Raw genomic sequence first — 14158 nt, 5'->3', positions numbered from 1 at the left:
ATATTATTTCTGGCGTCTCTTTTAAAGCAACGCATCTAACTCTTTGTTGAAAAGGGTTTTTTCGCAAAATTATAATCATGTGCATGGGGGAATATATGTTTTTACATGATGTAAAAATTGGTGCGAAATTATTTTTCGCGTTCGGATTTTTTATTGTCTTGATGGTAGCCAGCTCCGCTCTTTCACTGTTCAGTCTGAATCGTGCTAATAATGGAATGCAGGATATTATTCACAATGATTATCCGACCACCGTAAAAGCCAATCAACTCATCGATAACTTCCAGAGCTTTGTCAGTACGCAGCAACTTATGTTACTGGACACGGATGGCAAATGGCAGGCAGAGACCGAGAAGCAGCTCGGCGAAATTAGTTCCCGCGTAACGGTTCTTCTGGACGATCTGACAAAAAACCTCCATGACAGCGAATCGCAAAAGATCCTCGCCGAGATTAAAGATATCCGTCAGCAATTTCTGGACTCGCGTTTTCGTATTCTGGAAGACGTGAAGAAGGATGATCATTCGGCGGCTATCACTGAAATGATGACCAAAATGGTGCCAATCCAAAAAGCCTACAAAGAGAAAGTGCTGGCCCTGATTGCTATCCAGGATGCGCAGATGCGTCATGGTAGTGAGCAGGTTCAAAGTGATTTCAGCACCAACCGTTTACTGCTGATTGCCCTGGCGATTATCAGTATCGGCGTGGGTACGCTTTTGGGATGGGTGATAGTGCGCGCCATTACTCGCCCGCTGCGTGAAGCGGTGACGTTCGCCGAGGCGATTGCCAGCGGTGATTTAACCCGCACTATCCACTCCGACTATCGTGATGAGACCGGTATCCTGCTGCGTGCTTTGATGGAGATGAAAACCCGCCTGGTGGACATTGTTCAGGAAGTGCAGTTTGGCTCGGCCAGTATCTCAAGCGCCGCGGCGCAAATTGTGGCCGGAAACCAGGATCTGGCGGCCCGCACAGAGGAGCAGGCCAGCTCTGTCGAACAGACTGCATCGTCCATGGAGCAGATTACCGCGACCGTGAAAAACACGGCCGATCACACCACCGAAGCCACCAGCCTGTCTGCGGATGCGGCCAATGTGGTTAAAAACAATGGCGAGATGATGAAACAGGTCACCGAGAAGATGCGTGTGATCAATGAGACCTCCAACCGCATGTCTGACATCATCAACCTGATTGACGCCATCGCCTTCCAGACCAATATCCTGGCGCTAAACGCGGCAGTGGAAGCGGCACGTGCAGGCGAGCATGGTCGTGGCTTTGCGGTTGTGGCCGGTGAAGTGCGTCAACTGGCGCAAAAGAGTGCCGCATCTGCCAATGAAATCCGCCAGCTTATTGAAAACTCCACCAGCCAGACCCGTGAGGGCATGGCGCTGGTGGAAAAAGCCAGCAGTTTGATCAACGGCATGGTGAGCAACGTTCAGGAGATGGATGTGATCCTGCGCGAGATTGGCCAGGCAAGCCGCGAGCAGACCGACGGTATTTCACAAATCAACAGCGCTATCGGGCTGATTGATTCCACCACGCAACAGAACTCAAGCCTTGTGGAAGAGTCCGTTGCGGCGGCGGCGGCGCTTAATGAGCAGGCGACGCACCTGCGCGAACTGGTGCAAGTTTTCCGCCTGCGTGAAGAAGGGGCGATGGCTTAATCCAGTTGAGAGATATCCAGCGCCGCCCGGTCGATAATACCGATAATTTGTTTTAACTGGGCGGCGCTGATTTCTGACTGGTTAACTTTCAAATCCAGCACCGCCTTGAAGTTTTCCAGCGCGCGCTTCATTTGCGGATCTTTTCGTAACTGATAACCCACGCTTCGCGCCTTGATACGCGCCTGAATATGCTGCAGATGCTCGCTATTTTCGGCAAGCCACGCCTGACCTTGCGAGGTAATGGCTATCTTTTTACGTCCGCCGTCTTCCTCGTGAATAATAATAAACTGCTGATCCTGCAAGAGATCCAGTGTCGGGTAAATCACGCCCGGACTGGGTGTGTAATTTCCCTGGGTCAGGGTTTCGATCTCTTTAATCAACTCATAACCATGGCTGGCATTACGGGTCAGGATATCCAGGATAACCAGGCGTAATTCGCCGTGGCCGAAAAAGCGCTGACGGCGTCCGCCGCCGCGCCCATGATGGGCTTCGCCGTGGTGGCCGCGATGATGTTCCCCGCGACGCCCGGCGTGACACTCGCTGTCGTGACCCTGCTGGCATTCTTCATCGAATGCATTGTGATGATGTCGCATGTTCTGCTCCCTGGTGAATTTGATATATCTAATTTATATCTAAAATTGAAAATATGACAAGCATGGTTCTGTTTATTTTTATATATCATTGATTTTAATGGTTTTTAATTTTATTTTTTGCAGGTTGTGCGTTTCTGATTTTATGTATCTAAAAAAGGCTTGCCATCTCAATAAACAGCAATCATTATCATTTAAAAATCAATTTAGATATATCGTATTCAATTTCACGAAGGCCGATTATGACAATCAAACAACAACGTTATCCGCAGCGTGTACGCAATGAGTTGCGTTTTCGCGAGTTGACTGTGTTACGCGTCGAGCGTGTGGGGCCCGGATTTCAGCGCATTGTGCTGGGCGGCGAGGCGCTGGAGGGGTTTATCTCTCGCGGGTTCGACGACCATACCAAAGTCTTTTTCCCACAGCCGGGTAGCGCGTTTACGCCTCCACAGGTAACCGATGAGGGTATCGTTTGGGCTGAGGGCCCACGCCCTGCAACGCGTGATTACACACCGCTGTATGATGAGCGTCGCCAGGAGCTGGCGATCGATTTCTTTATTCATGAAGGTGGTGTGGCAAGCACCTGGGCGATGCAGGCCCGGGCAGGCGACAAGCTGACCATCGGCGGACCGCGTGGATCGCTGGTGGTGCCGGAAGATTACGCCTGGCAGTTGTATGTGTGCGATGAGTCCGGGATGCCGGCGTTGCGTCGTCGGCTGGAAGGGTTAAACCGCCTGACGGTGCGCCCGGAAGTCAAAGCGGTGGTCACCGTAGGGGACGCCTCGTACAAAGATTATTTCGCCCATTTGAGTGATTACAACATTGATTGGGTGGTTGGCCATGACGGGCAGACGGTGGTGGAAAAGCTGACGCCGGTTGCTGTGCCGTCGGAAGACTATTTTATCTGGCTGACGGGCGAGGGTGCGGTCGTGAAAGCGTTGCTGGATCACTATGCGACTGACGCTATCGACCAGCAACGGGTTCGTGGTCAGGCTTATTGGCATAAGAAGTAGTTCGCTACACTTTTCTTCACCAGGAAGGGGAGTGTTGCATCTGTGCCTCTCCCCGGTGGCGCTTCGCTTACCGGGGCTACGGTTGTGCGGTGGGTATCGATAAGAGCCCGGATAAGGCGCCTGCGCCGCATCCGGGAGGTTGCAGATTACGCCACTTCGTCGTATTCGGCTTCGCTCACCTGCTGCTCCAGAGATTGACGAATCTCGGCAAGGGCTTTCTCTTGCTGGCGGAAATACCCTTCCTGATCGGTCAGTGACGACACCAGTTGCCACGACTCCTCTTTCTCCAGCGCATTCAGCTCATCGATCAGGCTGGCAATATGCTGCTTCACCTCATGAATACGCTGGCGCAGGCGGGCAAGATCGTTAAGACGATCGCTGGCCATTAACGGCTCCAGCCCTTTTTGCAGGCGGGTTAACAAAAGGCGAATTGCCCCCAGATCGCCGCGCTGCCTGGCCTGATTCAACTGAACCATCATGGCATGCGCCTCTTCTTTAAAGGCATCGTCCACCAAATCCGGGTGGCAAAGTTTACTGGCCTGGCGCCACAAGCGTTTCAGCTCAACGCGCTCATCCGGTGACATTTTCTGCTCGAAGCCAAAACGCTGCTCGGCATCGTGCTGTTGTTCCTGGTAATCTTCATACTCCTGGCGCGCTTCATCCCGCGCCTGACGCGCCGGTTCATCTTCACGCGTTAAGCCTTGCTCCAGCTCCTGCGCTTCGGCCAGCAAAGAGGCGATCAGCGCATTCTGCTGCTGCAAATGCTTACGCGCTTCCGCCGCCTGCGGGGACTGGGGCGGAAAACTTTGCCAGCGGCGGGTAAGGGTGACCAGCACCTCCACCGCCTGCGACAGATATTTCTGGCAGCGAAGATAATCGGCCTCACGACGATGCGCTTCGGCTTCCTGGCGACGCACGGCGGCTTCGGCGAGGATCTTACGCAGGCGCAGGATCTGTGACATCAGTGGCCCAAGACGGGTGAGGTACAGATCGTTGAAATCATCCAGCAACTGAATGCGGGTGTTACGTTTATCGATTAACTCACGCAATTGCTCTTCCAGCGCTTTCAGTTCCAGTTTGCTGGCGGCAACCTGGGGATCCTGCCACTGCACCACTGAACGCTGGCTCTGCAGCCAGGCATTGATAGTGCGCAACGCATCGGAAAAGTTTTTCTCTTCAAGCGCCCATACGATGAACGCCAGTTCACTGTCGGTGACTTCGTTTTTTAGAAAAGGAAGCTGGCTCTGAATAATGCCTTCGTCTTCCAGTTCAATGGCGTACTTAATGATCTCAAGCCGTTTTATGGGTTTGTTCATGGTCTTTCGCTAAGGCGCTTAAAGATTGAGTTAATGGTAGTTGGTAATGATCAAACACGAAATAAGCTCATTGTCGTACCCGCAGCCGCTGCGTTCAACCCTGAAAGATTAGCATCAGTTCAGCTAAGCAGATATGGTTGAAATCATAATACAGGTCACAAGTTACAGGCGTTAGCATTCCTGAAAGAAATACTTTCCCGGTACGTTTTTTCCCCACTTCCCGGCTGTTTCATATTCACCTCATCAAGTGATTTAGCTCTCATATTTCCATGAAACCGGTTGCATGGCTGGTTGTCCAGGTTAGCATGAAACCGGTTTCATTCATTGCATGACTCAGTTACCGAAAATAAAAGGTAGAAAAAAGATGGCTGTTATTCGGGATTACAATAAGTTAGCAAGTGATATCCTCCGGGAAGTCGGAGGGGAAGAGAACATCAACAGCTTTACCCGTTGCGCCACGCGTTTACGTCTGGTCCTTAATGAAACGCCCGCTGATGCGAAACGTCTGGTGCAAAGCCTGCCTGGGGTCATTGCGGTGGTGGAAAGCGGCGGACAGTTTCAGGTGGTGATCGGTACCCACGTGGCAGACGTCTTCAACGCGATGTCAGGTCTGGTAAAAGAGAATGGTTCCATAAGCAGCGCCCCGAAAAAAACGCGTAAGCTTGACGCGGTGATTGCCACCATGTCGGCAGTGTTCGCGCCGATTGTCTACATTCTGGCGGCGGCAGGTATTCTGCAAGGGCTGCTGATTGTTGTCAGTCTGATGGATGCCGATATCAAAACCACCGGCACTTTCGCCGTGCTCAACTTTATGTCCTGGACGCCGTTTGCCTTCCTGCCGGTGTTTATCGCCATTACGGCGGCGCGCCATTTCAAATGTAACCCGTTTATCGCGGTTCTCTGCTGTTGTGCGCTGATTAGCCCTGACTGGGCTGCGCTGGCGGGGCGTATTGCTGGCGGGGAGAGCATCAATTTTCTTTTCTTCCCGCTTTCTAAAACGGTGTATACCTCCTCGGTTTTGCCACCGCTATTCCTGGTGTGGGCGCTCTCCTGGTTTGAACGCCGGGTAGAAAAGTGGATCCCGGACGTGGTCAGCCCGCTCTTTACGCCGTTGATCTGTTTCGTTGTCATCGTGCCGCTGACCCTGATTGTGATTGGCCCCATTACCACCTGGGCGGCAATGGGGGTGGCAAATGGCTATAACGCGCTCTTTCACGCAGCACCGGCCGTTGCGGCGGCGGTGATTGGCGGCGTGTGGCAGATTATTGTTATCTTCGGGGTTCACTGGGGGATTACGCCAGTAATCATGGCCAATTTTGACACCCAGGGTTACGACTCCTTCCAGGCTTACCAGACCATTGCGGTTATTGGTCAGATGGCGGCGGTGTTTGGCGTGTTCCTGAAAACCCGCAATACCCAGTTAAAAGCGACCTCAATGTCTGCCGGGATCACAGCGATTTTTGGTATCACCGAACCGGCGATTTACGGTGTGACGCTGCGTTTTAAAAAGCCGTTTATTTGCGGCTGTATCGGCGGGGCGATGGGTGCGGTCGTCGCCAGTCTCTTCGGTAGCCTGTACTACGCGTATGCCGCGTTGCCTGGCTTGTTTACCCTGGTCAACGCTATCAGCCCGAATGCGCCGATGTCGTTTGTCGGCGAACTGGTGGGGGCCGGAACCTGTATCGTGCTGACGATTGTGATGGTGCAGTTCGTGGGCTTTGAAGATCCGGCAAACGAAGAGGAGACGAAACCGGCAACACCTGTCAAAGCGCAAGCGACGTCAAATACCGCTGCGGCCAGTGCAGTGAAGATGCTTAGCCCCTTAAAAGGGGAAGTGGTGGCGTTGGAGAGCGTGGCAGATGAAGCCTTTGCCGGTAAAGCGCTTGGCGATGGTATTGCCATCAAGCCCGAAGAAGGCAAAGTTGTGGCACCGTGTGACGCGACGGTGGCGACCGTGATCGCATCACATCATGCCATTGGGTTATTGTGCGATAATGGAGCAGAGTTATTGATCCATGTTGGGTTAAATACCGTCAACCTGCAGGGGCAGCATTTCCGTCCGTTGGTGAAAGAGGGGGATGTGGTCAAAGCGGGTACGCCTCTTCTTGAATTCGACAAAGCCAGCATCGAACGCGAAGGCTATGATCTGACAACCCCGGTTCTGGTGGTTAACAGTGAAGATTTCACGCTGACAAAGCACCAGCTTGATGGCGCGATTGGTATGGGGGCGCCGCTGATGTCTCTCGCATAAGGAGGCACGGGCGCACGAACATGGTGTCAACGGCGTCACGACGTAACCCGTCGGGCTTCGCGAGTCGCACTCTTTTGCAGCATGTTTCTGAGCCGGATGTTTCTGGCTCAGTGTGAGCCACCCATTGATTGAGGTTTTCTTATGGTAACGATACTGGACGTCGCCAGAATGGCAGGAGTGTCAAAGGCGACGGTATCGCGCGCGCTAAACGGTAAGGTATTTGTCCGGGAAGAGGTGAAGGCCAGAATTTTACAGGCCGTTGCTGATACCGGTTATCGGCCAAACCAACTGGCGCGCAATCTTGCTAATAACAAAACGAATTCGATTGGGCTGGTTATCACCAACGGGTTGTACAACGGCCCGTTCTTCTCAAGCATGGTTTATCAGGCGGCGACGCGCAGTGAAGGTCACAGCCGTCAACTGGTGCTTGCAGACGGGAAACACAGCGCTCAGGACGAGCGCGATGCGATTGGTTTGCTCCTCGAGCTTCGCTGTGAAGCCATCATGATCTACCCCAAATATCTGTCGGTCAGTGAGCTGGATGACGTCATTGACGGCAACCAGACTCCGATAGTTGTCATTAATCGTGAACTTATCAGAAACCGAAACCGCTGCGTGTTTACCGATCATCGCCGCAGCAGCGAGGAGATGGTGGAACATTTACTGGCGCAGGGGCATACCCGGATTGCATTTGTGGCGGGCGTATGTGGTTCGCCGACCGGTGAACGCCGTTTACGCGGCTACCGCGATGCGTTGCGAAAAGCGGGTATCAGCCCCGATCCGCAACTGATGGTGCGGGGAGCCTGGAGCACCGAAAGCGGTTATGAGGCGGGACGCCAGTTGCTGGCGCTCAATATTCCGTTCACCTGCGTGCTGGCCGCCAATGATGATATGGCCATTGGTCTGGCGAAAGCGTTTCAGGATGCGGGGAAATCGGTGCCGGGAGAGATCTCGTTGGCCGGGTTCGATGATTCGGTGATTGGTAAGTACTACACGCCTTCTTTGACAACTATCCACGTCCCGATGGACGAAATGATCCGCGATGCGGTCGAAATTTTACTGCATCCCGACAAAAAAACCGTGTTTTCCCATCAGGGAACCCTGGTGAGCCGGGATTCAGTTGCCCGACGCGTTGACGCGGAGTGAACATTCACACGTCATAAGGCGAAGCGTGATGTTGTACGCAAGAGCGCATGCTGTTGTGGGCTGGGTGGCGACCATTGCCTGCTGTTTTATGTATATCTCGTATATACCGTTGATTCTGGATAATCTGCACGGGGTGAAAACTAACCCGCTACAACCGCTGGCCGCCGCCGTGAACTGCGTGTTGTGGGTGACGTACGGTTTACTGAGTGAAAGGAAAAACTGGCCGATTGTGATAGCCAATTCGCCCGGTATTGTGCTCGGACTGATTACCTTTAGCACTGGCTTATAGCCATCAGCTTAAAAAAGCCGCCATGCGTTACGCACCGGCGGCTTTTTTGTCCTTATTGGCCCGATCGTATGCGCATTCCGCGAGATAGTGTTGCGATACGCTGCGTGCGACCGTAGAGCACGAATAAAATAAACCCGCGTCCATTAAGCACATAGCGGCAGGCCAGCATGATGAGCAGAGCCACCAGCATGATGACCGCATGATGCGTCTGCCCATCCAGCACGGTAAACACCAGCAGCAGCGCACTGAGCACGGTAAGGACGCCATGCACCAGGCCATACCAGGCCAGCCCGGATGTTTTACCGCGTGCGATCATATAGGTGGCGGTCAGGTTGCTGAAAATAAACAGGATAGCGGGCAGGAAGAAAATAAGCGCCCGGACTGGCGGTGTCTGTTTTGGCAGTATCGCCATCAGCGTCAGTAAATTACAGGCGAAGGCTACCAGAAACAACAACAGCACAAACGCCAAAGGAAATCCGTTCTGCCGGGGCAGTTCAGATGGCGGTTTATCAAACCAGCGCTCCAGTTCGGGCGTTGAATGTTGCAACAGGCTGTTATCGCCACGGGCAATAACCTTTTCCATCTCCCTTCCATGGGCCAGTAGATCACAAAAAAGCCATCCGGAAATGAGCGTGGCCAGGCGCATTACAGTACCGCCAGTGACTGAATGGTGCCCACAATATAGCGGCCTGTTTTGGGAATATTGCCCGGCGAGGCGACGACACCGCTCACTGCGCTTCCCGCCAGCGCCGCCGCACTGGTCACCAGGTTACCCAGTTGCCGGGCGAGTTCCACCTGCACCGGCTCGACCGGGAAGCGTTTAGGATAAATGCCTGCGCGGATAAGGGCTTTGATTTCTTTATTACTGATGCCAGGGTTTTGCAGCTTGATGATGAGCTCCGTCAGGCGTTTGCGATCCTGGCGGGGGTACTCTTTCAGCCACTGAGACGCTTTTAACGACGAAACGGATTTCATTGCGCGCCACGTCGTGACCACCTCTTTCAGTACGCCGCCTGCGCTTGCCAGCGAGATAAGATCGAGCGCGGTAGAGGTGGCATTATACCAACCTTGCGAATCCAGCCAGGCCACATCTTCGCCGCCATTCTCCACCAGGTCATATAAACGGTAGAGGCCGTTGATGCATTGCAGACCCGTGGCAGCGGCGCCGGCATAGCCCAGGGCGACCAGCGCGCCGCTGGCTCCTGCAGTGAGCGGGACGGCGGCGCCCGCGGTGGCCATCACCCCGGCGGTAATGATCATTGCGCCGCAGGAGAGGACGGTTGAGGCGATTTCCGGACCGAGAGAGGTTGCGGAGACGGCGTCGGTCAACGATTTACCCACCGTGGTTTTTGACCCTTGTGCGGGAGGCTTTGTCACAACCACATGCGTTACGATGCCGCTTTGTCCATTCGGGTGACGTTTGCTGGGGCGCACCAGGTACCGCTCCGTGCCATCGGCGTAGATAATTCCAGCCTGCGCAAAATCACGTGTACAGTCCATCGCTGCGCCAAGCGCATCGAAATTGAAATCTGTCGCACCTTTACCGCTAAAGCGCGCAAAATCATAGCCAGGCATATTTGCTTCGGGGTTGAGTCCGGGCAGCGTCATTTTTCATTCCTTGTAATGATGAGTACAGAAGTATTAATCCAGGATTATTCCTGGACTCCCAGGGCTAACAAACAGATGTTTTTTTCCGGTGTACAGGTTTATTTCGCCGCACACTATTCAGGCCAGACGAAGAAAATAGCTAAATATCATGTACTGTCTGGCGCAACTGAAAACATGCAGATTTTTCATAACCTTCTGATTTAATTGTTCTCTTTCTGGTTTTTATCTTGCCGTTTTTGCTGGCGAATGGTAAAGGAAACCTTGAGATTCCTTATTTTAGACAGCGAACAGGCAAAGTTCACCCCGCCAAAAAATGGGCTTTTATCCTTTCAGCGTGATGAGATAGGGTATTTTCTATATGAATAATTTCGAGGTGAAATTAAGATGCGGCAATCTATTTAGCAACGGAAAAACACTTTTTTAGCGGCATTAACATAACTGCAAATGCAGATGCGCAGTAAGCCTATTCCGGGCGGGATTGGGGGCTAATTCTCAAAATAGACAAAACGCTCACGCCGCCACGTTTTCACCGCTGGCGGCCTGGTGCATTGTGCATTACCTTAGAGCCGAAAATTATTCTCGCATTTGAAAAGGAGTCAGGTTCGATGTCTGATCAACACATAATGAAAGCCATGTTCACGCAGCAGCGAATTCAGATCATGCATTTGGGTAAGCATCACGAGGAATATACCGACGCGTACATCTTTGCCTGGGAGTCCGGTGTTTATCCGTTTTTGCATGATTTGGGTGGCGAACATCAGTATCTTCCCCATGAATTATATGGCGACTTTTTTGAGGTCAGCGCACAGAAGGGCGCATCCATTTATGAACGTCTTAACCGGGCATGGGCAGATGAAGAGGATAATTTAACGTATAGCAGACTGGAGTCTGACCTGATGGGCATTGGCAGTTCGCGTGAATGGCGTCCCGATGAGGTCATGAATGTGTGTCGCTATCTTTTCCTGACGGGCTGTTTTGACGAGGTATTCTGGAAGGCGCTGTGTAAGCCAACGGCAGATTCATCATGGGTTGAGTTCGTGCGGGACGTGTACAGCCGGGAGCATGATACGGCGTTTATGTGAGCACATAAGGGGCAATGAAGAGCACATTGAATGAAGTGTGGGTTATCACGGAAAGAGGGCCGTCAGAATATAACCGTGAACCCCCGCACGAGCCATTGAACATCTTATACCAGACGAATATCGACTCAAATCGTGATCGCAACCAGAGCCAGCTACACTAATACCAGCGGTTATACTTGATATAAAAAAATGAGACGATAATAAGCCACAAAAAGGTCAGTATCCCAAAATAATCAGGTATAAATCTCGCGAAGATATATGCCCCTGCCACAATAAGGGCCAAAGGGATTAAATAGATATATGACTGTAAAAACCATAAAATTGCCTGCTTCATTTTTTTAATAACTCATATAAAGCTTTACCGATCATGATAGTCCCTCTACTTCATACCCGCCTGGCGATAGTCAGGTGGAGGACTAACTTACCTGATATTTCAGCATACTTGTAAGCCTTATAAGAGCATTGTGTTGTATGTACCCTTCCTGAGGACTGTACTGGCCGTTACCACAATGACTGGCGTGGGCTAACGCGCTAAAGTCCCGGCCCCTGGTCAATGAGGAAAAGTCTTTGCGCTTGTGTGGGGCGTCATCGCGCAGAAAAACGTCACATGTGAAGCTGATTTTGGGGCCAGGTAACAGATTTGACCATCAATTGCAGACTCTTCGCCATTTCAGGTCATAGTGAAGAGGTGATTATTAGATGGTTAATTTAAGGATACGAATATGCCAACAGTAATTGAGAAAGCATTGGACTTTATTGGCGGTATGAACACATCAGCCTCAACACCACATTCCATGGATGAGAGTACAGTGAAGGGGATGTTTAAGTATCTGAAAGAGCTTGGTGTTCCAGCTCACGCCGAGGAGATTATCGCGCGAGGGGAGCGGGAAGGGTGGCACCCGGAGTTCACAAAAAAAGTGGCGGGATGGGCGGATAAAATCGAGTCCGCTGACCGCGTGGTGATTAAAAACCCTGAATACTTTACTTCGTATATGAAGGAAGAGCTGCGCGCGCGGGTGAACGTCGAGTTTGACCCGGCAAGTTAAGCGCATTTCAGTTCGCTTCTCACATGGATTTTAATACGACAAAGGGCCTCTGTTTTCACTTAGGCCCTTGAATTTGGTGGCCCCTGCTGGTGTAAGTATCCGCATAATCGTGCCATTCACATTTAGAGATCTTCCGGCATACTCAATCTGCCAACGAAGGAGCATTTTAGCTGTAATAAATGCGGTGCTAATACCAGCGATTATATTTGATATAAAAATAAGAGACGATAATAAACCATAAAAAAGTAAGTATCCCTGAATAGCTGGGAATGAACTGAATAAACAAAAATGCCCCGGCAAGAATGAGTGCGATGGGTACTAAGTGTGAGTGGGCTCCCCACAAGAATAATAATAATTTCTTCATCTTTTCAATATTTCATATAAAGCGTCGCCAATGACTTCCTCGTTGTTCCTGCCAGACTCTACTTCATGGATTATTTTAGGCATTTGAAGTTCAATAAGAAAGTATAGCATTTCCAGCTTTTCTCGATAAAGTAATTGGTAATATTCCGCATCCTGAAATTTCAGTTTATTTGCTGCTAATGCAGCTATCTGAACTTTAGCATACAATGCCGTAGCTTTCACAAACCAAGTGGACATTTCATTTACTTTCTTAATATAAGATTCCTGAAAATCATTGCTACTTACAATCAATTTAGCAATTGTCAGAGAAAGAGCTAGTTTGCTTGAACGATCAGCAGCTTCATATGCTTTCTCTCCGATTTTCTGCTTTATATAGGACACCAGCGTATTACTTTTCTCATCTCCCAGACGCTTGAATGTTTTTTGGAAATAGAGTTGAACCATATCAAGAACGACATCGTTTCTTTTGTATATTTCTAACAAAGATAAATACAAACGTTTATCTTCACTCCATTGCTCATGGCACGTACTCCCGTAGTACTCGTCAGGCACTAAGCAGGAGCCATAGTTAATAAGCCGTTGACTGCCAAGTTTAACGTTTGCGAGGTCTCCATATGACTGGCGTGGATCTCCCTTAACGCTTTAGTTAAAGCAAATGCCATCCTTCTATCTGACGGAGTTTCCAATTTAAGATAGTTTTCTGCCATTTCCATTTGCATTGTTGTAACATTAATATTTAATGATTGATCATAGTCGCTAACATGGGCAACGTTACGAATGAAAAAAAATCGAAAAATTCTTATTTATATTTTAGCGGCAATTATTTCTTTTCTAATAATTCCTGAGGTCATCTTAAGGAAGGTTCCGAATGACATACTTGCCAGACTTAGCGATTTTACAAGTTTGGATGGTTTATTCAGTCCATTCCTCTCGGCGATGATTTTCATTGGTCTGTCATCCATCTTTATCGGAATTATTGGCGTGTATGTCGTTGGAAAAGTTTATTGTGCTTTAACTCAGGTTAAGCATGAGTGAAACAGTCAGTTGATAATCGATCACAATATACGGGCCAGGCAGGGAACGCTATGAAAAAACATGGAAACGCGGTAATTAGTTTTTTGGTCGTGATTATTTTCTTTCTAACTATCCCGGAAATAGTGATACGTGTAATGACGCCTAAGCAATTCGCACGGCTGAGCGATTTCACAAGCCTCGGTGGGCTTTTCAGTCATACTCTCTCGGTGCTGATTTTTCTTGGATTGATGTCTGCGTTGCTCGGTGTGCTTACCGTTTTCTTAATAACAAAAATTAACCGGCGTTTATCCCTATCCAGCCGTTAATCAATATCTAATAATCTTGCTTCCACTTCATTCCATACCCTCGCGGGCTGACGGAAAACTGATCCTATCCGGGGATGTTGCAGCGGGATGAAGAGTGTAGGGGGCAATTCCTTACCTGACCCAGATTGCATCCAAAGAAAAAAGAGTCAGACGATTTCTCATCTAACTCCTTGTTTTGTCTGGTGGCCCCTGCTGGGTTTGAACCAGCGACCAAGCGATTATGAGTCGCCTGCTCTAACCACTGAGCTAAGGGGCCGTGGCGGGCAATTATAAAGTAACTTCTCCAGGCGATCCAGCATCAACATTCCATCTGGCTGTTTTATAAACAACGCATTATCAATCCTTTATACTTAAGTTCCGCATCCAACATCGGGGAAATAGATAGCCTCGATATTCTTGTGCCAGGGCTGCGCGTTGCTTTCTACAGAATGAATTTTGGCAACCCCCACGGAACAC

The 14158-nt window shown here is 50.4% G+C and carries 13 protein-coding genes and 1 tRNA gene; 8 read left to right on the top strand and 6 right to left on the bottom strand.

Features of this window, described 5'->3' with window-relative positions:
- The first annotated feature begins 95 nt into the window (after positions 1–95).
- On the top strand, positions 96–1658 hold the full coding sequence (locus tag ABIB59_RS13615; RefSeq protein WP_110295718.1) for a methyl-accepting chemotaxis protein: 1563 nt from the start codon (positions 96–98) through the stop codon (positions 1656–1658).
- On the opposite strand, the gene ABIB59_RS13610 is transcribed toward ABIB59_RS13615, so the two are convergent.
- Positions 1655–2251 (bottom strand): PadR family transcriptional regulator, encoded by a 597-nt coding sequence (locus tag ABIB59_RS13610; RefSeq protein WP_079497081.1) that lies wholly within the window; start codon positions 2249–2251, stop codon positions 1655–1657. The genes ABIB59_RS13615 and ABIB59_RS13610 overlap by 4 nt on opposite strands.
- 236 nt (positions 2252–2487) lie before the next feature.
- On the opposite strand from ABIB59_RS13610, the gene ABIB59_RS13605 reads away from it, so the two are divergent.
- Positions 2488–3261: a siderophore-interacting protein gene (locus ABIB59_RS13605; protein ID WP_354035917.1), complete on the top strand. Its 774-nt coding sequence runs from the start codon at positions 2488–2490 to the stop codon at positions 3259–3261.
- 146 nt (positions 3262–3407) lie between these two features.
- On the opposite strand, the gene ABIB59_RS13600 is transcribed toward ABIB59_RS13605, so the two are convergent.
- Positions 3408–4577 carry a coiled-coil domain-containing protein gene (locus ABIB59_RS13600; RefSeq protein WP_039078163.1) on the bottom strand — a complete coding sequence of 390 codons (1170 nt, stop codon included), beginning with the start codon at positions 4575–4577 and terminating at the stop codon, positions 3408–3410.
- A gap of 364 nt (positions 4578–4941) precedes the next feature.
- Between ABIB59_RS13600 and ABIB59_RS13595 the strand changes: the two genes are divergently transcribed.
- The 3 genes from ABIB59_RS13595 to ABIB59_RS13585 all read left to right on the top strand — a co-directional run bounded on the left by ABIB59_RS13595 (position 4942) and on the right by ABIB59_RS13585 (position 8263).
- Positions 4942–6828: a beta-glucoside-specific PTS transporter subunit IIABC gene (locus tag ABIB59_RS13595; RefSeq protein ID WP_039078162.1), complete on the top strand. Its 1887-nt coding sequence runs from the start codon at positions 4942–4944 to the stop codon at positions 6826–6828.
- A gap of 141 nt (positions 6829–6969) precedes the next feature.
- Positions 6970–7974, top strand: coding sequence for a LacI family DNA-binding transcriptional regulator (locus ABIB59_RS13590; RefSeq protein ID WP_354035792.1), 1005 nt, complete (start codon positions 6970–6972; stop codon positions 7972–7974).
- A 28-nt stretch (positions 7975–8002) separates the two neighbouring features.
- Positions 8003–8263, top strand: a complete 261-nt coding sequence (locus ABIB59_RS13585; RefSeq protein WP_079497083.1) for a hypothetical protein — start codon at positions 8003–8005, stop codon at positions 8261–8263.
- 52 nt (positions 8264–8315) lie between these two features.
- Here the strand turns inward: ABIB59_RS13585 and ABIB59_RS13580 are convergent, their stop codons facing one another.
- Entirely contained in the window at positions 8316–8846 is a 531-nt protein-coding gene (locus tag ABIB59_RS13580; protein ID WP_165157961.1) for a YoaK family protein, read from the bottom strand.
- Positions 8847–8908: 62 nt separating this feature from the next.
- Positions 8909–9871, bottom strand: a complete 963-nt coding sequence (gene ssp4 / locus ABIB59_RS13575) for an Ssp4 family T6SS effector (RefSeq protein WP_039078159.1) — start codon at positions 9869–9871, stop codon at positions 8909–8911.
- A gap of 605 nt (positions 9872–10476) precedes the next feature.
- On the opposite strand from ssp4, the gene ABIB59_RS13570 reads away from it, so the two are divergent.
- On the top strand, positions 10477–10953 hold the full coding sequence (locus tag ABIB59_RS13570; RefSeq protein WP_354035789.1) for a hypothetical protein: 477 nt from the start codon (positions 10477–10479) through the stop codon (positions 10951–10953).
- Between the two features lie 722 nt (positions 10954–11675).
- Entirely contained in the window at positions 11676–11999 is a 324-nt protein-coding gene (locus ABIB59_RS13565; RefSeq protein ID WP_039078157.1) for a DUF1889 family protein, read from the top strand.
- A 360-nt stretch (positions 12000–12359) separates the two neighbouring features.
- Here ABIB59_RS13565 and ABIB59_RS13560 read toward each other — a convergent pair whose 3' ends face one another.
- Positions 12360–12914 carry a hypothetical protein gene (locus ABIB59_RS13560; RefSeq protein WP_354035787.1) on the bottom strand — a complete coding sequence of 185 codons (555 nt, stop codon included), beginning with the start codon at positions 12912–12914 and terminating at the stop codon, positions 12360–12362.
- 533 nt (positions 12915–13447) lie between these two features.
- Between ABIB59_RS13560 and ABIB59_RS13555 the strand changes: the two genes are divergently transcribed.
- Positions 13448–13702 carry a hypothetical protein gene (locus ABIB59_RS13555; RefSeq protein WP_354035785.1) on the top strand — a complete coding sequence of 85 codons (255 nt, stop codon included), beginning with the start codon at positions 13448–13450 and terminating at the stop codon, positions 13700–13702.
- Positions 13703–13882: 180 nt separating this feature from the next.
- On the opposite strand, the gene ABIB59_RS13550 is transcribed toward ABIB59_RS13555, so the two are convergent.
- Positions 13883–13958: transfer RNA gene (locus ABIB59_RS13550), tRNA-Ile, on the bottom strand.
- Between the last annotated feature and the right edge of the window lie 200 nt (positions 13959–14158).

The organism is Citrobacter sp. UYEF32 (assembly GCF_040546205.1).
Classification (GTDB): Bacteria; Pseudomonadota; Gammaproteobacteria; order Enterobacterales; family Enterobacteriaceae; genus Phytobacter; species Phytobacter diazotrophicus.
Note: the sequence above shows the minus strand (reverse complement) of the source record. Positions and strands in the feature narration are given on the sequence as shown.